The following is a 19,161-nucleotide window of genomic DNA, read 5'->3' as shown; positions in this document are numbered from 1 at the left end:
ACCTTCCTGAGCCTCCGCTACGCCGCCGGGGTGACGGTGACAGGTGTGCTGGACTCTGAGTAGGCCGACGCGACCTGGCCGCAGATGTAGCGGAACTTGACCGTGAAGGTGCCGGCGTCGGGACCCGCGGTGATCTTCGTAGAGGTGGCGTCCGGGCTGATCGGGCCGGGGGAGACGGCGTCGCCGTCGGCCACGACTTCATAGCCGGAGAGCGTCTGGCCGCTTGGGCAGGACTGTGCAGCCCAGGTGACCGTGGACTCTGCTCCGGCGGCGACCGAGGCGGGGGCGACGGTGGGCGCCGCGGTCGGGTCGTCGGGGGTGACGGCGGGGGCGTAGACCGTGACCGTGATCGTGGAACCCTTCGTCACCGGGCCGGTGGGGTTCACGTCGTAGACGGTGTCGGCGATCTGCTCCGGGGTGGTGGCCGCGTTGCCGGCTTGGACATCCGCTACGAATCCCAGCCCGGACAGCTTGTCGCGCGCCTCCGTGCTGGTCAGTCCCTGGTAGTCGGCCAGACTGACCTCGACGGTGTTGCTCGTTGGGGTCGGCGATGGCGCGGGGGTCGCCGAGGGGGTGGGCGTTTTGCTCGGGGACGGAGTCACCGATGCCGGTGCCGACGTGGTCGGCGTCTCCACCGGCGTCGTGTTGTCCTGTGTGAACAGGGCGATCAGGGTGCCGGTGAGTACGAGCGCGAGCAGGCCGATCAGGCCGATCAGCGGCCAGGTCCACGGGCTGCGCTTCTTCTCCTCGGGTTCCGCCGTCGCGGAGGCACGCGTCGCGGGCGCTCCGGTGGGCAGCACGGTCGTGGCCTGCATTCCGCCGGCTCCGGGCATCAACAGGGTCGCGGAGGTGGGCGTGACGCCGTTCATGATGGCAGGCACGGATGCCGCAGCGGCCGCGATGTCGCCGCGGCGGAGGGCCGCGGCGGCACGGGACAGGTGCGCGGCCGAGGCCGGACGGTCCGCGGGGTTCTTGGCCAGGCAGGAGATCACCAGGTTGCGCACCGGCTCCGACACCGTGTCGGGCAGGTCGGGGGCGGTCTCATTGATCTGCGCCATGGCGATCGCGACCTGGGACTCGCCCGTGAACGGCCGGCGGCCGGCGAGGCTTTCGTAAGCGACGATGCCGAGCGAGTAGATGTCGGTGGTCGGCGAGGCGGAGCGGCCGCTGGCCTGCTCGGGTGAGAGGTACTGCACGGTGCCCATGACCTGGCCGGTCGCGGTGAGCGGCACCTGGTCGGCGATGCGGGCAATGCCGAAGTCGGTGATCTTGACGCGGCCCTCGGGCGTGATCAACAGGTTGCCCGGCTTGATGTCGCGGTGCACGAGTCCGGCGGCGTGCGCGGCGTGAAGCGCGGCGGCCGTCTGGGAGACAATGTCCAGCACCTTGTCCGCGGGGAGGACATGCTCGCGCTCGAGGATGGTGGACAGTGCTTCACCGGGTACGAGTTCCATCACGAGGAAGGCGCTGCCGTCTTCTTCGCCGTAGTCGAACACGTTGGCGATGCCTTCGTGGTTGACGAGCGCGGCGTGACGGGCCTCGGCGCGGAACCGCTCGAGGAACCCAGGGTCACCGAGGTACTCGTCCTTGAGAATCTTGATGGCGACCGTGCGACCGATTACGAGGTCGATCGACTTCCAAACCTCGCCCATCCCGCCAATGGCGATCCGGGACTGCAGCTCGTATCGTCCCCCGAAGGTGAGCCCTGATGTGGGTCTCATTTGTTCAGCACCGCCTCTAGTACTTCCTTTGCAATAGGTGCGGCAAGCAGATTGCCGAACCCTGTCTGGCCAAGTCCCCCGCCATTTTCAACGAGAACGGTGATCGCATATTTCGGATCCTCCGCAGGAGCGAATCCGGTGAACCACAGGGTGTAAGGCTCGTCCTCGGCGTTCTCCGCCGTGCCCGTTTTACCTGCCACCTTGACCCCGTCTATTCTTGCATTGCTGGCGGCGCCATCCTGGACTCCGTTGACCATCATTTGGTTCAGTGTTGCCGCCGTTTCGGCGCTCATCACCCGTTTCATTGCTTCCGGCTCGAAGACCTGAATCGGACTCAGGTCCGGTGCGGTCACCTTGTCGACGAGGTTGGGCGTCATCAGCTGGCCGCCGTTGGCGATCGCGGCTGAAACCATCGCCATCTGCAGGGCCGTCGCACGGACATCCGTCTGGCCGAAGGCCGAGAGTGCGGTCTGGGCGTCGTCGAGAACCGTGGGGTACACGCTCTGAGACACGTCGAGGGGGATCGAATAGTCGCTGTTGAAGCCGAACTTCTCGGCCGTGTCGCGAATGGCCTTGTTGCCCAGCTGCAGACCTAGTTCGGCCAGCGGAATGTTGCAGGAGAGACGCAGGGCGGTGGCGAGGGTGACGGTGTCCCCTCCGCCGCAGGTGCCGCCGCCGGAGTTGATGACGACAGCCGACGAGCCGGGCAGCTGGTACGTGGGCGGGTTCGGGAAGGTGCTCTCCGGGGTGAACTTGCCCGATTCCAGGGCGGCCGTCATCACGACCAGCTTGAATACCGAGCCGGGTGGGTTGAGGGTCTTGGTGGCGCGGCTGAGCAGCGGGTTACCGTCGTCGTTCAGCAGCGACTGATAGTTGTCGGTGACCTGCTGGTTGTCGTGCACGGTGAGCAGGTTCGGGTCGTAGCTGGGCTTGGAGACCAGGGCGAGGATGCGACCGGTCGCCGGCTCGGAGACGACGACGGAGCCGGTGAGGTCGCCGAGGGCATCCCAGGCGGCCTGCTGCGCGACCGGGTCGATCGTGACCTCCACAGAAGCCCCCTTGGGGTTCTGGCCGGTGATCAGGGCGTTCATCTTGTCGAAGAACTGGGCGTCGGACGTTCCGCTGAGTTCGCCGTTAAGGGCATGCTCCAGCCCGGTGGGCGCACCGTTGAGCGGAATGAACCCGGTGATCGGGGCGTAGAGCGGCCCGTTGCTGTAGGTGCGCTGAAACTTGTATTCATCGTCGGCGGGCATCGACTGGGCGATCGGCTCGCCCGCGACGAGGATCGGACCGCGTTCGACGGAGTAGCTGTCGTAGAGCGTGCGGGTGTTGCGGGCATCCGCGGACAGGCTGTCTGCTTGGAAGACCTGCACGATTGTCGTGGAGACGAGCAGGGCAACGAACATGAGCAGGACCACGATGCTCACTCGTTTGAGTTCACGATTCATCAGACCACCAGCCTGGGTTGGTTGCGCACCGTGTCGGACAGGCGCAGGAGCAGGGCCACGATGATCCAGTTCGCGACGAGGGAGGACCCGCCGGCGGCGAGGAAGGGTGTGGTCAGACCGGTGAGGGGAATCACACGGGTGACGCCGCCGATCACGATGAAGCACTGCAGGGCGATGACGAAGGAGAGACCCACGCCGAGCAGCTTGCCGAAGTCGTCATTGCCGGCGAAGCCGATGCGGAAGCCGCGCGCGACGAGGAGCAGGTAGAGCGCGAGGATCGCAAAGATGCCCGCCAGGCCGAGTTCCTCGCCGAGGCTGGCGATGATGTAGTCGCTCTGGGGGACGGGGGTGATCTCTGGACGCCCCTGGCCCAGACCCGTGCCGATGAGCCCGCCTTTGGCGAGACCGAAGAGCCCCTGCACCAGCTGGTAGCTGCCGCCGTCGGCCCCGTAGACATCCGGGTTGAGGGCGTCGAGCCAGTTCTGGAACCGGCCGTTGACGTAGTCCAGGGTCTGGCTGGCGATGAGGGCACCGCCGAGGAAGAGGGACATGCCCAGCAGCACCCAGCTGAGGCGGCCGGTGGCCAGGTAGAGCATGACCAGGAATAGACCGAAGTAGAGCAGGGCGGTTCCGAGGTCGCGCTGGAAGATGATCACGGACATGGACAGCGCCCAGACGACAAGTATCGGGCCGAGGTCGCGCAGGCGCGGGAAACGCATGCCAAGAAATTTCTTGCCCACCATGGAGAGGCTGTCGCGGTTGCGCACGAGGTAGCCGGCGAAGAAGACGGCCAGGGCGATCTTCGCGATCTCGCCCGGCTGGAAGGTGGCGAAGGATCCGACGCCGATCCAGACGCGCGCCCCGCTGACCTCGCGGCCGAGGCCGGGAACGAGCGGGAGCAGCAACAGTGCCACACCGACGAACCCGGCGATGTAGGTGTAGCGGAACAGCACCCGGTGGTTGCGGATGATCAGGATGACCGCGATCGCGCAACCGATGGCCAGGGCGCTCCACACGGTCTGACGTACGGAGGCGCTGGCCCAGCCGGACTCTTCGTTGGCCAGGTCGATGCGGTAGATCATGGCGATGCCGAGGCCGTTGAGCAGGGTGGCGATGGGCAGGATGAACGGGTCGGCCTCGCGGGCCACGACGCGCAGCACCACGTGCATGGCCAGAACCAGCACCGACAGGCCGGCGCCGAGCAGCACCAGTGTCGTGTCGATTCGGCCGAGCGCGCCGAGCTGCACGAGCACAACGGTGGCCGCGTTGATGCCGCAGGCGATGAGCAGCAGGACCAACTCGAGGTTGCGCAGCTTCTGGGGCAGGTGCAGTCGGCGCACGCGACCCGTGCGGGGCGGGCGCGCGGGCGCATCCGTCGTCGTGGACCGGTTACTGGACGCTGGCATCTTGGAGCCGTTCGACGATGAGCAACGCATCCGCGAGGGAGGTTGCGCTGATGGTTTTTTCGACCTGCTGCCGGTCGTAGACCCGCAGTTCGGACAGCTCCAGGTCGGTGTCCTCGAAGACGGAGGACAGGGAGAGGGGGCCGAGGTCCTGCTGCACGCCCTGGAAGATGGCGACCGTGCTGCCTTCCACCCCCACGTAGTAACGGGACTGGGTCCACCGGTAGCCGAGGAAGCCGGCACCGACGATGGCCAGGGTCAGCAGGATGATGCCGACCAGCCAGGTGATCTTGCGGCGGCGGGCCCGGCGATTGTCTTCCTCGATCAGCTCCGAGAGATAGTCCTGGGAGTCAGGCTCGAAGTGCGTCTCACGCACGGGGTGCAGGCGCAAGCTCGACATGCGCAGCGCTCGGCCGCGGGTGGGCTCCTCGCCGAAGGCGAGGGGAGCGGATGCCGACCCGACCACGGTGGGCATGTCGATGCGTTCGGCGGGTGAGCCGATGTCGACGACGACGATGGTGACGTTGTCAGGGGCTCCGCCGTCGAGGCTTTCCTTGACCAGACGATCGGCCACGCCCTGGGCGTCAAGTGGGCTGAGCAGGGCCGCGGCGATGCCCGAATTAGAGACCACGCCGCTGAGCCCGTCGGAGCAGATCAGCCAGCGGTCACCGGGGAAGGTCGCAAGGATGGAGGTGTCGATCTCCGGCGCCGATTCGACGTCGCCCAGCACGCGCATGAGCACCGAGCGGCGCGGATGCACCATGGCTTCCGCCTCGGTGATGCGGCCGCTGTCGACGAGCCGCTGCACGAAGGTGTGGTCGATGGTGATCTGGGAGAGTTCGCCCTCGCGGAGCAGGTAGATGCGCGAGTCACCGATGTGCGCGATCGCCACCTCGTCTTCCAGCACGATCAGCGCGCTGACGGTGGTGCCCATGCCGGTGAGTTCGGCGTGCTCGAACACGGTCTCGGCGAGCTGCGAATTCGCGGCGATCAGCGCCGCCTGCAGGGCGAACTCGGCGTCTTGCGGGGACTGGAAGTCCCGGTCAGCATCCATGATGCGTTTGGTGGCGATCGCCGAAGCGACGTCGCCGCCGGCGTGCCCGCCCATGCCGTCGGCAACCAGGAAGAGATGGCGCCCGGAATAGCCGGAGTCCTGGTTGTTGGACCGAATCTTTCCAACGTGGGACGTGGCCGCGCTGTGACTGACTGTCGCCATGCAGCTACCGCCGTAGCTCGAAGCTGGTTGCGCCGATCTTGACGGTGGTGTTCAGGGGGACCGGGGTCGGCACGGCCAAACGGTTGCCGTCCAGGAAGGTGCCGTTGGTCGAATCGAGATCCTGGATCATCCACTTGTCATGCCAGAGCATCAGACGCGCGTGGTGGGTGGACGTGTAGTCGTCACGGATGACGAGGCTCGAGTCGCCCGACCGCCCGATCGTGATCGAGTCGCCGGTGAGCGGGAACTCGGTGCCGGACTTCGGGCCGGAGGTGATCACGAGGCGGGTCGCGTTCTGGCTGGTGGCCTTGTCGTCCACGGCGGTGAACGCCGGGCTCGGCCGAGCCGTGAACTGCTCCGTCGGCGCGGAGGCCGCGGCGGCGGGAGGCTGGGTGGCGCTCGGCACGGGCGTGGCGCTCGGGAACGCGGCGGGCGCGCCGGCCGAGCCAACGACATCCGCCTGCATCTTGCGTGCGCGCTGGCCGAACAGGTCGCTGCGCAGGGCATAGACGATGCCGAAGATGAAGAGCCAGAGCACCAGCAGGAAGCCGAGGCGCAGCACCAGCAGGGTGAGCTCGCTGACGCTCATGCGGTGGGTCCCCAGAATCCGTCCATGTCGTGACGTTCGCGGCCGCCGTCGCGGCGACGCTCGGTCACCGGCTCGGAAGAGGATGCCTGCGCGATGACCCTGAAGACGATGCGGGTGCGGCCGATGGTGACGACGGAATCGGGCTCGAGGATGGCCTGCGTGACCGGTGAACCGTTGAGCTGGGAGCCGTTTGTCGAGCCGAGGTCGCGCACCTGGGCACGGGAGCCGTCCCAGAGGATCTCGACATGCCGGCGAGAGGTGCCGGAGTCGTCGATGGTGATGTCGGCGTCGCTCCCGCGGCCGATGACGGTGTGTGACTGCGTCAGGGGGTAGCGCTTGCCGTTGACCTCGACCACGGGGATCCAGGCGACGCTGCCCTTGATCGTGCTGGAGTCGATCTGGACCATGCCCTCACTGAGGCCGCGATCCGCGGACAGGGTGATCGAGACGCCGCCGGCGAACTGGTAACGCTGCTCGCGGCCGTGCAGCTGCACGAGTTCGGTGAGTTCGTCGAGGAGGGTCTGGCCAAGGGCGGACATGCGCTGGAAGTCGGCATGGCTCATTCGCACCGTGAAGCGATTGGGCGCGAGAATGCGATCGCGGGACACGACCGCTGCTTTTGTGTCGAGTTCGCGACGCAGCGCTGAGGTGATTTCAACCGGCTGCAGCCCCGACCTGAAGGTCTTGGCGAACGCACCGTTGACGGCGCGTTCGAGACCCTTTTCAAAACTATCCAGAATGCCCACAGGTCTCCCGATCCGATCCTTTCGGCTATGAGCATGTTACTTGTCCCAAGTGTTAACTCACCCGCCGGGCAATACCCGGTGAGGGTTGTCATCCTACGGGAGCCAGTCCGGGTCACCATGTCGGGCGCATATCGGGCGCGTGTTCAGGATGTTCGCCACGCCGTGCAGTCCTGTGTTCGCGCGGCCTGCCTGTCTCGAATGGCGTTGTGCCCTCGGAAAGTGCTAATCTGCCTAAGTTCGCGCGAGTGGCGGAATTGGCAGACGCGCTGGCTTCAGGTGCCAGTGTTCGAAAGGACGTGGGGGTTCAAGTCCCCCCTCGCGCACAGTGGGTGTTTCAGGAAATCCAGGAATGGTTTTCAGGAAATCCAAGCGAACAGGCCGGTTGAGCAGAAATGCTCAGCCGGCCTTCTGCTTTTAACGAGTCCGAGCGATTTCAGGAGCGGTTTCGCTGTTCGCCGCTCGGTAATTCGCGGGTTAGACGCCAATCAGCCTGCTGGTAGGCAGGCTGAAGCGTTCGGTGCGCGGGGTGACGTTCGGAATTGGCGGAGGTTCCCGCTACTGCGGCGGCGCCAGGGAGGGAAGTGCGCTGTGTTTATTCAGCGGTGTTCCGGTGGCTTCTTTGCGTCGGCGTTCTCGGGAGAGACTCTCGCCGCTGTCACGTTCCGCGGTCTTCACGAAGAAGTCGAATATCTTCCGCAGGTTCGATGACACGGCGGCGATGGTCGCCGCGAGGTAATTGAAGGCGAACTTCTGGAGGTGCTTCACAGCCAACCGGGGGTCCTGTTTCCGTTCGGCTGGGGCTCCGGCATCCATCGGGATGGTGACGGTCGCTGGTGTGACGGGTCTGGTGACGCGCTTGCCACTGGCACGGTCGATTGCCATGTAGGTGCCGGGAGTGGGAGTGAACACTCATCGCCGGGCCGGAGGCATGGGTTCGATATCCTAGGAACATTGAGATTTTTTAAGAAAAGAGGAATAGCCCCTGTCTGCGAAATGGGGTTGCCTATGGCCAGCATCAAGGAATCGAAGGTGGCGGCACTGAGAGAACTGACGAAGACCAATCTGGATAAGCAGGGATTCGGAGGCCTCGATGATGAAGCCAAGTCTTGTTACGCATGGCCCCTACGATTCACACCGGCAGTGGGCACTGTCTTGATCGTTCTCGGATTGATTTTGCAGTCGCCTATCATTCTTGGATTGGGTGCAATCGTTCCTCTCACAGGGGCACTATTTCCCCGTGGCATGATTCTCGATCTGGTCTATAACTTGGTCGTTCGCCATATGTTTCGCGCTCCGGCGCTTCCCCCCACGCCGAGTCCACGACGGTTTTCCTACCTGCTGTCCACCGTGCTACTTGCAGGTGCGGCCTTGTCCTTCTATTTCGGATTATCAGCGCTGGGAATCGTGCTGGGAGGAATGGTCGCTCTCGGCGGCACAATTCTCACCACGACCCATTGGTGTCTCGGATCGTGGTTGTACAGACTAATTTTTCCTCACGCAGCAGCAAGGTGAAAAGGTCGGGTCCACGCCGCAGAACCACAGCTCGGTCGGATTGCCTCATCAGGAACTGTCAACGGCGTTATGGGAAGCTATCCGTTCGTGAGGCACCCGGCCGTCCCGTGACAACTCATGGTCGAACTAGCCAGCAATCGAGCTCGCCGCATCAGCGGTCGCTTTCTCTTCGGCAAGAACTTGGCGATCGCGGCCGCACGGGGTTTTCACGCCACGCCCACTGTCGCCCACGGCGACAATCGCCGTTAGCTCGCGCGCTCCGGAGGTTCGTGCTGATCCCAGCGCGACGAGCTCAGCACAGGAGCCACCCGTGAAATGATAAACGTTGACGCCGACGTGGATATGTCCCGTGGCATCACAAACGGCAGCCCCGACTGTGTGTACCCCGCCTTCAACGTCCGCGTTGGCATCAATTGCCTCTTCCGCTCTCGCAATGAGTTCCAGGTCGTCACCGGTGAGTTGGCGCACATCCATTCCAGCATTCGCTGTTGGGACGTCCGTCGCAGACGTATGTGCTGGACCTAGATCTACCGGGTGCCCGATAGCCGGACGTTCACCGATCAAGGGTGACCGGCACGAACCGGGCGCGGCCAGGACTACGAGAAGCGCTGGCTGCATGCCGGGCCGGGGACACGCTTGTGGTCACCAAGCTCGACCGCCTCGCCCGGTCACTGCGCGACGCGAAAGACATCGTCGATGACCAGAAACTGCACCACACCGCACACGGGTGTAGGCGGTTCAGGAAGGCGTTCCAGCTTTCGTGGCGCTCGCGGGCGCTACAGCGCGGTGGAGCCAGCGGAGGCGTGTCCCTCGATTCCACGAATTTTCAGAAGATTTTCGTCGAACGCCAGAGGATCGGCAAGATCATGCAGAAGAATCGCGAGGAACTACGCAACCAGCACACGGGGTCAGGCCGAAGTTTTGAGTTTTGCAATCAACCCACAGCGAACACGATGGGTTGATTGCCGTCCACCCAGTCGGACAGAAAGGCCCCCGAGAGATTGGGGGCCTTTTGTCGTTCCGGTAGTTTCAGCCCCGGTGGTCGAGCCCGTCGAGACCCGGCGACCCGTCCCGCCCTACAGGTTCGCCCGCTTGCTCGGCAGAGCGATCAGTGTCCGCTTCGGGTCAACCTCCACCGGTGGCCGCAACCAATGCTGAGTTCCGGTGCGGCTGATCGTCCAATGCTGGTTGTGCAGCAGCAGATGGTGCGGATGACAAAGGAGTACCCCGTCGGCGAGGTCGGTGTAGCCGTTGCCTTTCAACCACTCGTTGATGTGGTGGGCTTCGCTCCAGGCCGGTGATCTGTCGCAGTCGATCCAGAGGCATCCGCCGTCACGCACGGCCATCGCGGCGCGCTGTTTCTCCGTGAAGAGTCGTTCGTCGCGGCCGACGTTGATGATCTGGCCGTTGTCGTCGAATTTGATGCCGCGGGTGCCGGTGTCGCAGAGCAGCCGGTCGATGGTTTCCTGGGAGATGGGGAAAGGGTTGCCCTCGATCTGCCCGTGAGCGGCGGGTTCGGCCGGCCCGTGTTCGTTGACCTGCTCGGCCTGGCCTGCCTGGCCCGTCTTGAGCGCCTTCTCGGTCACGATCATGCGCACCGAGGGTCGGCGCCCGCCGAAGACCCGGCCCGGGTCGGCCTCGCCGGCGATCTTCAGTAGCTGCACCAGTGAGTCGGCGGCGATCTGTTCGGTCGTGCGGGGGTCGTCTTGCATCTTCTTGGCCCAGGCTTCCCGCTCCGGGTCGACGAACCGCACCCCGCCGCGGCGCGGGCCGATGATGGAGTCGTAGGTGGAGAGCACGAACTCGCCGTCTTCGGGCGCGAACAGCCCGTTCAGCCGCACTTTGCCGTCACGAAGCCGGTAGACCTGCAGGTAGCGGTCGTCGTAGGCCTGCTTCTCGCGGGCGGCGATGCCGGCCTCATCGAGCCGGTCGCGCATCCGTCTCGCCCGTTTGAAGACCTCGTCGGCATTCAGTGACGACGCCTCGGTGAGTAGCGCTTCGAGTGCCGCACCGAGCTTCTCGGCGGTGACCGCGGCGTCGATCTGGCCGAGCCCTGAGCGGATCGACTCGGCCGCGTCGACGGAGAGGAATCCGGCGGTGACGGCCCGGGCGATCGGCGCCTGCCACGGCACCTTCGCCTCGAACTCGGCGACCTCGGCGGCATCCGCGTTGGGCGAGGAGAGCCGCCTCGACCTGCTTCTCGGCTGCTTCGGCATCAGCCATCATGGTGCCGACGGCGACCATTTTGTAGGCGTTGCCCTTCGAGGAGCCGGTCCACTTCTGGATGAGGGCCTCCGGCGAGAGAAACCCCTGCTGCGCCGCCAACCCGGAGTGGCCCAACTCCGGCCGGGACCGGCGGGCGATGGTGCCGGCCATCCTCGCGGCGCGGGTGTCGAGCAGGCGGCGAGCCGCCGCGATCTGCTTCTGACCGGACAACACTGCGGCATCAGCCAGCGCCTCATAATCGGCACTCGAGGAACCCAGCAGGGCGACGGCATCGGCCGCTTGCCTGAGGTCATCCGCGAGATCGATCATTATACGAGGATACCTCAAAGCGAACACAGAGTCGAGAGTCTGTCACTATTTGTCGACTCGATTCAGTGTTTATTTCGATGATTTGTTCACAAGTTCAGAGAGCGGCTCACCGGGTCTCGACAAGCCCGACCACCGTGGATTCGACTGACGGGTTGGGGTGGGCGATCCGAGGGGGACATCCGTCGTCTACGCTCGGGCTATGTCCAGACCGGCGCGACCTGCTCCCCGTGACCTCGTGGTGGGGTGGCCCGACGTGCCGTCGGCGGGCGCCGTCGGCGAGGTGGCCCGTCAGTTCGCGGTGAACGTGCAGGCCGCAATCGGCGAGCGGAGCGTGCGCGCCGCGGCGCGCGATGCCGGGCTCGACCACACGACACTGCTCTCGGTGCTGCACGGGCGGTCCTGGCCGGACCTGGCGACCGTGGCCCGTCTGGAGAACGGTTTGGGTGTCGACCTGTGGCCGGGGCGCGTGGGCCCGCCGTAGGGCCGCCGATTGAGACCTGCGCCGCGAGGCGGGCAGGCCGGCCCGGCAGACGTCGAAGATACGTCTATCCGCAGCCTTGTGGATAACCCTGTGGACAGCAGCGTGAAATGTGGCTGTTGCCCGCATAATTACTGGAATGCCCGATGTGGATAACTACGCGTGAGACCTGTGGACGACTGCCATAATCGCCGTTTATTGCTGTCGGGAATGACGAGATGCCCAGCTCCGAATACCTCGAATACAGGTTCGAATTTCGGGTGCTCAGCGAATCTCGGTGAGGTAGGTCGTGTAGCCGGCGCTGCGCATTGCGGTGATGATCGGTTCGGTGCCGCCGGGTTCGGCGATAGCGATCATGGCGCCGCCGCCCCCGCCACCGGTCAGCTTCGCTCCGAGGGCGCCGGCGCGGCGGGCGATCGCCACGAGTGACTCGATCTCCGGGCTCGACACCTGTAGCGCGTTGAGCAGTCCCTGATTGATGTTCATCAGTTCGCCGAGCTCGGCGATGTCGCCGCGGCGGAGCGCGTCTACCCCGGCCAACACCAGCCCGTCGATCTGGCTGAAGATCGCGTCGTAGCGCGCGGGGTTGCGCTGCCAGGCGCTGCGCACGAGGCCCACGGTCTGCTTCGTCAGCGACTCCACCCCGGACAGCCCGATGACGATGGGGATCGGGTGGGGAGTGAAGATGTCGCGGATCGTGTGGCCGCCCGGGGCATCCGATCTCTGGAAAAGAACCGACCGGCCGAAGGTGGCGACGGTGTTGTCGATGCCCGACGGGGTGCCATGCACGATCTGTTCGCACTCGAAGGCAAGGCTCGAGACCTCGGCGTCGCTGATCGTGAGCTGGAAGCTGTCGGCGACGGCGCGGATCAATGCCACCGCGAACGCGGCGGAGGCACCCAGGCCGCTGGCGCGCGGCAGGTGAGAGAACACGTCGACCCGAAGGCCGGCGTCGGACACGCCGAGCCGGGTGACGATCAGCGCCGCCACCCGGTGCGAGAGGTCTGCTCGGATCGGTTCGCGCACCGAGCCGTCGACGTCCCAGTCGGCGATGACCGGTTTGCGGAGCGACGTCTGGCGGGTGACCTGCGCGCGCACCGACAGACCGATCGGCGCGGCGATCGCGTGGTAGCCGTAGACGACGGAATGCTCGCCCATCAGGATGATTTTGCCGTAGCCGAGGTGGGCATCCGGGCCGGGGGCGCCGGGGGTGAGGGCAGCAGCGCACGTGGCGGAAGCGCTGGGCGTAAGGGTGGCCGTGGGTGCGGGGTAAGCCGCGGGCAAGGCGACGGCGGCGGCGGTGCCGTACCCGGCAACCGGCGCGGCCGGCTCAATGGCCCGGTCGCCGTCGCTGCTCTCTTCGAGGGCCTGCATGATCTGGCGCGCCTTCCACACCTTGATCTCGCCGTCGGTAATGAGCCTCTCGACGACCTCCTCGAACCGGGCTCCACTGGCGCCGGCGGCAGCCGCCACGGCCCGCGCGTGCAGGCGCATGTGGCCGTGCTGGATGCCGTTGGTCGACAGGGCCTTGAGGGCGGCCAGATTTTGGGCCAGCCCCACGGCGGCCATCACCTCGGCCAGCTCGGCCGCTGAAGACACCCCGAGGATCGTGTGGGCGAGCCGTACGGCCGGGTTCGACTCCACCTGGCCGCCGACCGTGCCGACCTTCAACGGGATGGTCAGTTCGCCCACGAGATCGCCGGCGTCGTTCACGCTCCAGGTGGTGAGCGGGCCGTAGCCGTCGCCGCGGCCGGCGTAGGCGTGGGCCGCCGCCTCGATCGCCCGCCAGTCGTTGCCGGTGGCGAGGGCGACGGCGTCGATGCCGTTCATGATGCCCTTGTTGTGCGTGGTGGCCCGGTAGGGATCCATGGCCGCGAACTCGTTTGCGAGCACGATACCGTCGCGCACGCGTTCGCCGGGGAAGTCGGCGGTCTCGAGCAGCGCGTGCGGGATCACGGCACGGGCGCGCACCAGGGCCCGGTCGGTGAGGTTGGAGAGGATGCGCAGGAACACGCGGCCGCCGCTGATCTCCTCGACCAGTGGGGCGAGCCGTTCGCACATCGAGTTGACGAGATTGGCGCCCATCGCATCGCGGGTGTCGACCAGCAGGTGCACGACGAGCAGTTCGCCGTTCTGCGCCGTCGCACCGCGCAGGAAGACCTCGATGCCGCGGGCGCCGCCGCCGCGCGCCACCATTTTCGGATGCCCGCTGTCGGCCAGCGCCACGAGCTCGTCGCCGCGCGCGAGCAGGTCAGCCCGGGCGCGCTCGGGGTCGATAAGGTCGACGACCTGGATCTGGCCGATCAGCAGCGGCTCGTCGGCGACGCTCGTGAACCCGCCGGCCTGGCGCACCAGCCGGGCCGCGGAGCTGACCGCGGCGACGATGGAGGGCTCTTCGACCACCATCGGCACCAGGTGGTCCCGGCCGTTGATCTGGAAGTTCAGGCCGAGTCCCATCGGCATTGAGAAGACGCCGATCACGTTCTCGATCAACCGGTCGGCGGCGGCCACGTCGAGGGCGGACGTTCCGTCTGCGAGGTGCGCGGCGGCATCCGTCGACAGGACACCACGTTGCCGGAGGAGCGCGATGCGTTCACTGACCGACAACTGGTAGAAGCGGGGGATGCGGGACCGGCTCATGACGCGGTGCCTCCCTGTAGGCCGGCGGCGAAGAAGCCGAGCGGGACGATGGCGGCCCCGGCCCGGGCGAGTGCCCTGGCGAGTCGCTCGGTGGGTTCTCCAGCGTAGCTAAAGGCCAGACCGACGTCTCCGCCGCCGGCCCCGCTGGTCTTGAAGATGCCGCCCTCGCGCCGGGCGAGGGCGTGCAGTTCACGGTGTCGCTCGCTCACGATGCCGGCCTGGGCATGCGCGTCGAGTTGGGTGAGCGCCGCGAAGTAGTCGGAGGCGAGGCGCAGGAAATCGGCCGGGCTGGCCAGCGCCGCCTCGGCCTGTTCGGCGAGGTGTTTCAGCCGGTCCAGGTCGGCCCGGTGCCGGGCGGGGTTCTCGGCGGCGTAGTCGGCCACGCGGCCCACCAGGCGGGTGGTCAGCGCACCCTCGCCGGTGACGACGGCCGAGATGCAGAGCTCCTCCGGCCAGCGCAGAGGCACCACTGCGGCACCCGGGGCATAGCGGATCAACCCGCCGTGCACGCTCGCGGCCACGTCTCCGCCGCTGCCGGCGCCGTTCTGCGCGCTGCGGTGGGCGGCGTGGGCCAGGCGGAACAGCTCGTTCCGGTCGAGCGTCAGGCCCAGGGCGCGGGCCAGGGCGTCGGTCAGGCCGGCGGCGGTGGCGGCGCTGGAACCGAGGCCGAGCTTGTGGCCGCCCCGGGACAGCGCGCTGCTGTCAATGGTGATGGCGAGCGGGGTCTGACTCTGCGGCAGCACCCGCGCCCGCAGCGCAGCGGCCTGCACGGCGACGCGCACCTGGTCGAAGACGCGGAGGTGGTCGCGCTGCTGGTCGGTGAGCCCGGCCGGGAGGGCGCCATCCGTGCCCAACACCAGGTTCCGGATGCCCAAATTGGACGCGCTGACCTGCCAGGAGCCCGTGGGTGACTCGTCGACCGTCACCTCTACGCGTCGGTCGACGGAGGTGAGCAGGGCCGGCGCGCCCTCGAGCACGGCGTACTCGCCCAGCAGGAAGAGCTTGCCGGGCGCGGACGCCCGGATCGTCGGCTTCGGCGGAGGCGTCGGCAGAGTCGTCGCCATGGTCATTCCAGCCGGCAGGCGGCCGGGCCGAGCGCGCTGATGCGCGCCTCGAGCACCCCGGGCACGAGCACCATCGCCCGCTGAACCGCGGCGGCGTCGCCGGGCAGGCAGAGCACCTTGACTTGCGGCCCGGCGTCGATGGTGAAGTAGGCCGGCACGCCCTGGGCGCGAAGACCCGCCACGGCGTGCATCGCGGCGACGGTCGCGGCGTTCCAATAGATCAGTGCGGGTCGGGTCGTGAGCATCAGGGCGTGCAGTTTGAGGCAGTTGTACTCGGAGAGCTGCCCGAGCCGGGCGAAATCGCGGTCACGGATGGCGGAGCGCATCTCGTTGAGGTCGTCGTCGGCCGAGTCAAGCCAGGCCTGGTAGAACGGCGAGGAGGCCTTGCTCTCGTTCATGCCGATAGTGGAATTTATCGATTTCTCGCCGTGCTCGGTGATCGCCACGACGACCGCCAGCGGCCAGCCCGCCCGGTCGAGCAGCTCTTCCGCGTAGGCGTCCGATCCGTCGGCGGCGGTGCCGGCGTGCATCTCGGCGAAGCCGCCGAAGATCGAGCGGGCGGCCGAGCCCGAGCCGTGCCGGGCCAGGATCGACAGTTCCCGGTCGGCCAGGGTGAGGCCGGCGGCGCCGGACGCGGCAACCGCGAGGGCGGCGAAGCCGGATGCCGACGAGGCGAGGCCGGCCCCGGTCGGAAAGTTGTTCGTCGACGTCACGATGGCGTTCAGTCCAGCGACGGACAGGCCCATGCTGGCGGCATGCCCACGCACCAGGTCGAGAACGTGACTGATGCGCGTGGCCGGGATGCGGCATCCGGCCAGCCACAGTTCATCGGCGACCAGACCGGGCGTGAAGGTGACGCGGGTGTCGGTGTAGAGCGCGTCGAGCGTGACCGAGATGGAGCCGACCGCGGGCGTGTTCAGGGCGGCGTCGCGCTTGCCCCAGTATTTGACGAGGGCGATGTTGCTGTGCGCGCGGGCCACGGCGGTGGCGCCACCATCGATGGGTTGGTCCACAGTGGTGCTCCGATCGGGTTCACTCGATTTTAGTCGCTTCCCGGGGGGCCGCACCGCCGTGATCGGGTCGGTTCCGCCTGACGATCTGCTCCTGGTCACCACTTTCACCAACCGATCCGTTGATAATGGAGTGGTGCGTTTGAGACCCGGTGTGGGTGAACAACCACGCCAAACCTGAAGAGGGAACTGTTGACGCCTGGAATTAGTGGATTCTCCCTGTTCGTGCCGCCCTACCGGGTGCAGCTCGAAGCCTGGTGCGACTGGAACGACCAGCCGTGGGGGAAGGTCCGGAACGTCGTTGGACGCAGCTTCCGCATGCGCGGCCCGGGCCAGAGTGTCTACACGCTCGCGGCGAACGCGGTGTGGCGTTTGATCCGCGACTACGACATCGACCCCGGTCAGGTCGGCCTCCTGGCCCTCGGCACCGAATCCAGCAGCGACAACTCGGCCGGTGCGGTCATCGTCAAGGGCATGGTCAACGACGCCCTCACCGCCCATGGCATGCCGCTGCTCGCGCGCGACTGCGAGGTGCCCGAGTTCAAGCAGGCCTGCCTCGCAGGCGTCTACGGCATCAAGGCCGCCCTGCGCTACCTGGCGACGGATGGCGTGGGCCGCCAGGCCATCGTCGTCTCCGCCGACATCGCCGAATACGCTCGCGGCGGCAGCGGCGAGCCCACCCAAGGTGCAGGCGCCGTCGCTGTGCTCCTGGAAAGCGAGGCCCGACTGCTGGAAGTAAATCTGGCCGGGTCCGGCAGCGACTCCGACTACCGGGTGGCGGACTTCCGCAAGCCGTTCGCGCGCTTCCGCGGGCAGCCGCCCCGCGACGACGGGCAGATGCAGGACCTGCCCGTGTTCAATGGCCGGTACTCGACCAGCTGCTACATCGACGCCACCCACCACGCGATGGCGGCCATGCTGGGAAAGCGCCCCGGCAATTCCCTCGATTACTTCAACGAGGTCGACCGGGTGTTCATGCACCGCCCGTACCACCAGATGCCGGCGACCGGCTGGGTGATGGCCTACCTGTTCACGCTCGCGGCCGACAAGGAATCGGGCCGCGACCAGCTGCGCGCGCACTGCGCGGATGCCGGGATCGACGCCGACCTCCTGCTCGCCGAGATGTGCGCACCCTCGCCGTTCCACGGAAACGGGGCCGACATCGGCGAGATCATCGGTGACGTCTTCCCGCTGTCCCGCCGCCTGCGCCAGCACCTGCGAAGCACCGAAGTCTGGAACACCCTGGTCAGCGAGAAGCTCGGCCTCGGCTCGGACGCCATGCGCGACCTGGGCAACCTCTACACGGCCGCCCTGCCGGCGTGGCTCGCATCCGGTCTGCAGCACGCACTGACGGAGGGCCTCGAGCTCGCCGGCCAGGAGTGGCTGGCGCTCGGCTACGGCAGCGGCGACGCCGCCGAGGCTCTCCCGATGCGGGTCGCCGAGGGTTGGCAGGCCGCCGCCGCACGCATCAACTTCGAGACCGCCCTGCACGGCCCGGTCGACCTGACCGAGGCGCAGTACATCGCGCTGCACGAGGGGCGCCCCGGTGACCTCGTGCCGGCCCCGGCCGAGGACCAGTTCGTCGTCGACCACCTCGGCACCGCGAACGGCCCCGACTTCTACGACCAGGGCATCGAGTATTACCGCTACGTGCCCCTTACCGCCTGACGTTCTCGTCGCCTGACGCGCGATTCAATCCCTTGAGCGCGTGAACCAATTCGACGGAGATTTTGCTCCAGAACCCGGTTTTTCGCACCGATCGGGGTGATCCCGGCAAAATCTCCGTCGAATTGGTGAGGTCGGCACCGTGAGCACGGGCGGCCCAGAAAGCCGAGCTGGCTGAGCGCCAGGCCGCTTTCCGGGAGTCGCTGAGGTCGTGCCGAAATCAACCCTGCACCTAGAGCGCAGATCCGAGTAAAGTCGGGCCATGAAACCCCGAATCCGACTCCTGTCCAGCGTCCTCGCCGCCATCCTCGCCGCCTCGGGCGTGCTTGCCGCCGGTGCTCTACCGGCATCCGCCGCACCCACGGCCCCGGCCAACAAATACGTCGCCTTGGGCGACTCCTACGCGGCTGGGCAAGGCGGCGGTGGCTACGTGGACAGCTGCCTGCAGAGCCCGAGCGGCTACCCCGCCCTTCTGGACGCGGTGAAGGGCACAAACCTGCTGCGCAACGTCAGTTGCAGCCTGGCCACCACCGGGACTGTGACCACCACGCAGCTGTCGTCCCTGAACCGGGGGACCACCCTGGTGACACTTACCGTGGGCGGCAACGATCTGAATGTGGCCGGCGTGGCGGCGGCGTGCGCGTCCGCGGATCCGGTCGCGTGCGGGAACGCCATCTCCACCGCCGGCGCCCTGATCTATTCCGGCGAGCTTACAGCCCGTCTGGCCGACACCTACGCGCGCGTCGCAGCGGCCGCCCCGAATGCCCACGTGGTCGTCACCGGCTACCCGCTGCTCTTTGCCCCCTCGGCTGACCCGCTGATCGCCCAGCTCAACGGGGCAACCATGCTGCTAAACCAGACCATCCAGGGCGTCGTAGCCCAGGCCCAGGCAATCCGACCGAACTCCAGCATCGAATACGTCGACGTGTCCGCGGCTTTCGCGGGCCACGGCATCGGAGACGTCGACTCGTGGGTCTACTTCGCCGGTCCGGATGCCTTCCACCCGACCCCCGCCGGCTACCAGGCCTACGCGGCGGCCATCCAGGCGGCGCTGTAACTCGGTAGCAGTCCCGGTTCCCGGCTCCCCGGGCACTGGCCTGCCGACGCCGCGAACGAATTCGACGGAGATTTTGA

At 66.9% G+C, this 19,161-nt stretch carries 17 protein-coding genes and 1 tRNA gene; 6 read left to right on the top strand and 12 right to left on the bottom strand.

Annotated elements, in window-relative coordinates:
- Positions 1 to 17: 17 nt before the first annotated feature.
- The 6 genes from E3T40_RS01055 to E3T40_RS01030 are packed head-to-tail and all read right to left on the bottom strand — an operon-like array spanning position 18 to position 7,123.
- On the bottom strand, positions 18 to 1,721 hold the full coding sequence (locus tag E3T40_RS01055) for a serine/threonine-protein kinase (protein ID WP_134542440.1): 1,704 nt from the start codon (positions 1,719 to 1,721) through the stop codon (positions 18 to 20).
- Positions 1,718 to 3,169, bottom strand: a complete 1,452-nt coding sequence (locus tag E3T40_RS01050; protein WP_104170933.1) for a penicillin-binding protein 2 — start codon at positions 3,167 to 3,169, stop codon at positions 1,718 to 1,720. The genes E3T40_RS01055 and E3T40_RS01050 overlap by 4 nt, the downstream gene beginning before the upstream one ends.
- Positions 3,169 to 4,575: an FtsW/RodA/SpoVE family cell cycle protein gene (locus tag E3T40_RS01045; RefSeq protein ID WP_104100624.1), complete on the bottom strand. Its 1,407-nt coding sequence runs from the start codon at positions 4,573 to 4,575 to the stop codon at positions 3,169 to 3,171. The genes E3T40_RS01050 and E3T40_RS01045 overlap by 1 nt, the downstream gene beginning before the upstream one ends.
- Positions 4,559 to 5,788 (bottom strand): PP2C family serine/threonine-protein phosphatase, encoded by a 1,230-nt coding sequence (locus tag E3T40_RS01040; protein WP_104170934.1) that lies wholly within the window; start codon positions 5,786 to 5,788, stop codon positions 4,559 to 4,561. The genes E3T40_RS01045 and E3T40_RS01040 overlap by 17 nt, the downstream gene beginning before the upstream one ends.
- Before the next feature lie 4 nt (positions 5,789 to 5,792).
- Positions 5,793 to 6,377, bottom strand: coding sequence for an FHA domain-containing protein (locus E3T40_RS01035; RefSeq protein ID WP_104170935.1), 585 nt, complete (start codon positions 6,375 to 6,377; stop codon positions 5,793 to 5,795).
- Entirely contained in the window at positions 6,374 to 7,123 is a 750-nt protein-coding gene (locus tag E3T40_RS01030) for a DUF3662 and FHA domain-containing protein (RefSeq protein ID WP_134394340.1), read from the bottom strand. Before E3T40_RS01030 ends, E3T40_RS01035 begins: the two co-directional genes overlap by 4 nt.
- A gap of 239 nt (positions 7,124 to 7,362) precedes the next feature.
- Here E3T40_RS01030 and E3T40_RS01025 point away from each other — a divergent pair.
- Positions 7,363 to 7,446 (top strand) — tRNA-Leu (locus E3T40_RS01025).
- Positions 7,447 to 7,678: 232 nt separating this feature from the next.
- On the opposite strand, the gene E3T40_RS01020 is transcribed toward E3T40_RS01025, so the two are convergent.
- Complete coding sequence (locus E3T40_RS01020; protein WP_134542439.1) at positions 7,679 to 8,032, bottom strand: hypothetical protein; 354 nt, start codon at positions 8,030 to 8,032, stop codon at positions 7,679 to 7,681.
- A gap of 96 nt (positions 8,033 to 8,128) precedes the next feature.
- Here E3T40_RS01020 and E3T40_RS01015 point away from each other — a divergent pair, with 96 nt between their 5' ends.
- Positions 8,129 to 8,635 carry a DUF4395 domain-containing protein gene (locus E3T40_RS01015; RefSeq protein ID WP_158252174.1) on the top strand — a complete coding sequence of 169 codons (507 nt, stop codon included), beginning with the start codon at positions 8,129 to 8,131 and terminating at the stop codon, positions 8,633 to 8,635.
- A 126-nt stretch (positions 8,636 to 8,761) separates the two neighbouring features.
- Here the strand turns inward: E3T40_RS01015 and E3T40_RS16495 are convergent, their stop codons facing one another.
- Positions 8,762 to 9,109 (bottom strand): cytidine deaminase, encoded by a 348-nt coding sequence (locus E3T40_RS16495; RefSeq protein ID WP_174843623.1) that lies wholly within the window; start codon positions 9,107 to 9,109, stop codon positions 8,762 to 8,764.
- 92 nt (positions 9,110 to 9,201) lie between these two features.
- Here E3T40_RS16495 and E3T40_RS17450 point away from each other — a divergent pair, with 92 nt between their 5' ends.
- On the top strand, positions 9,202 to 9,597 hold the full coding sequence (locus E3T40_RS17450; RefSeq protein ID WP_370287843.1) for a recombinase family protein: 396 nt from the start codon (positions 9,202 to 9,204) through the stop codon (positions 9,595 to 9,597).
- Between the two features lie 114 nt (positions 9,598 to 9,711).
- Here E3T40_RS17450 and E3T40_RS01000 read toward each other — a convergent pair whose 3' ends face one another.
- Positions 9,712 to 10,851 carry a DUF222 domain-containing protein gene (locus E3T40_RS01000; protein WP_134542437.1) on the bottom strand — a complete coding sequence of 380 codons (1,140 nt, stop codon included), beginning with the start codon at positions 10,849 to 10,851 and terminating at the stop codon, positions 9,712 to 9,714.
- A gap of 518 nt (positions 10,852 to 11,369) precedes the next feature.
- Here E3T40_RS01000 and E3T40_RS00995 point away from each other — a divergent pair.
- The gene (locus E3T40_RS00995) at positions 11,370 to 11,651 is read left to right on the top strand and encodes a helix-turn-helix transcriptional regulator (RefSeq protein ID WP_134342752.1); all 282 of its coding nucleotides are present in this window, start codon (positions 11,370 to 11,372) and stop codon (positions 11,649 to 11,651) included.
- A 261-nt stretch (positions 11,652 to 11,912) separates the two neighbouring features.
- Here E3T40_RS00995 and E3T40_RS17385 read toward each other — a convergent pair whose 3' ends face one another.
- Genes E3T40_RS17385 through mvaD form a run of 3 tightly spaced genes read right to left on the bottom strand, consistent with a single transcriptional unit; the run spans position 11,913 to position 16,365 of the window.
- The gene (locus tag E3T40_RS17385; protein ID WP_134542436.1) at positions 11,913 to 14,288 is read right to left on the bottom strand and encodes a hydroxymethylglutaryl-CoA reductase, degradative; all 2,376 of its coding nucleotides are present in this window, start codon (positions 14,286 to 14,288) and stop codon (positions 11,913 to 11,915) included.
- Positions 14,285 to 15,352 (bottom strand): mevalonate kinase, encoded by a 1,068-nt coding sequence (locus E3T40_RS00985; RefSeq protein WP_104170943.1) that lies wholly within the window; start codon positions 15,350 to 15,352, stop codon positions 14,285 to 14,287. The genes E3T40_RS17385 and E3T40_RS00985 overlap by 4 nt, the downstream gene beginning before the upstream one ends.
- A gap of 2 nt (positions 15,353 to 15,354) precedes the next feature.
- Positions 15,355 to 16,365 carry a diphosphomevalonate decarboxylase gene (mvaD, locus tag E3T40_RS00980; protein WP_233199295.1) on the bottom strand — a complete coding sequence of 337 codons (1,011 nt, stop codon included), beginning with the start codon at positions 16,363 to 16,365 and terminating at the stop codon, positions 15,355 to 15,357.
- 189 nt (positions 16,366 to 16,554) lie between these two features.
- Here mvaD and E3T40_RS00975 point away from each other — a divergent pair, with 189 nt between their 5' ends.
- Both E3T40_RS00975 and E3T40_RS00970 read left to right on the top strand, forming a co-directional pair.
- A complete protein-coding gene (locus E3T40_RS00975; protein WP_104194705.1) occupies positions 16,555 to 18,030 on the top strand; it encodes a hydroxymethylglutaryl-CoA synthase family protein in 1,476 nt (491 codons plus the stop codon).
- A 259-nt stretch (positions 18,031 to 18,289) separates the two neighbouring features.
- Complete coding sequence (locus E3T40_RS00970; protein WP_134542435.1) at positions 18,290 to 19,084, top strand: GDSL-type esterase/lipase family protein; 795 nt, start codon at positions 18,290 to 18,292, stop codon at positions 19,082 to 19,084.
- Positions 19,085 to 19,161: the final 77 nt, after the last annotated feature.

The organism is Cryobacterium sp. TMT1-19, from assembly GCF_004403055.1.
GTDB lineage: Bacteria > Actinomycetota > Actinomycetes > Actinomycetales > Microbacteriaceae > Cryobacterium > Cryobacterium sandaracinum.
Note: the sequence above shows the minus strand (reverse complement) of the source record. Positions and strands in the feature narration are given on the sequence as shown.

Bases quoted from the DNA above. Each gene is read 5' to 3' on its own strand.
- E3T40_RS01055 (WP_134542440.1), bottom strand. From the start codon at position 1,721: ATGAGACCCACATCAGGGCTCACCTTCGGGGGACGATACGAGCTGCAG.
- E3T40_RS17385 (WP_134542436.1), bottom strand. From the start codon at position 14,288: ATGAGCCGGTCCCGCATCCCCCGCTTCTACCAGTTGTCGGTCAGTGAA.
- E3T40_RS16495 (WP_174843623.1), bottom strand. From the start codon at position 9,109: ATGGATGTGCGCCAACTCACCGGTGACGACCTGGAACTCATTGCGAGA.
- E3T40_RS00985 (WP_104170943.1), bottom strand. From the start codon at position 15,352: ATGGCGACGACTCTGCCGACGCCTCCGCCGAAGCCGACGATCCGGGCG.
- E3T40_RS01045 (WP_104100624.1), bottom strand. From the start codon at position 4,575: ATGCCAGCGTCCAGTAACCGGTCCACGACGACGGATGCGCCCGCGCGC.
- E3T40_RS01000 (WP_134542437.1), bottom strand. From the start codon at position 10,851: ATGCCGAAGCAGCCGAGAAGCAGGTCGAGGCGGCTCTCCTCGCCCAAC.
- E3T40_RS01035 (WP_104170935.1), bottom strand. From the start codon at position 6,377: ATGAGCGTCAGCGAGCTCACCCTGCTGGTGCTGCGCCTCGGCTTCCTG.
- E3T40_RS01050 (WP_104170933.1), bottom strand. From the start codon at position 3,169: ATGAATCGTGAACTCAAACGAGTGAGCATCGTGGTCCTGCTCATGTTC.
- E3T40_RS00995 (WP_134342752.1), top strand. From the start codon at position 11,370: ATGTCCAGACCGGCGCGACCTGCTCCCCGTGACCTCGTGGTGGGGTGG.
- E3T40_RS00970 (WP_134542435.1), top strand. From the start codon at position 18,290: ATGAAACCCCGAATCCGACTCCTGTCCAGCGTCCTCGCCGCCATCCTC.
- E3T40_RS01015 (WP_158252174.1), top strand. From the start codon at position 8,129: ATGGCCAGCATCAAGGAATCGAAGGTGGCGGCACTGAGAGAACTGACG.
- E3T40_RS01040 (WP_104170934.1), bottom strand. From the start codon at position 5,788: ATGGCGACAGTCAGTCACAGCGCGGCCACGTCCCACGTTGGAAAGATT.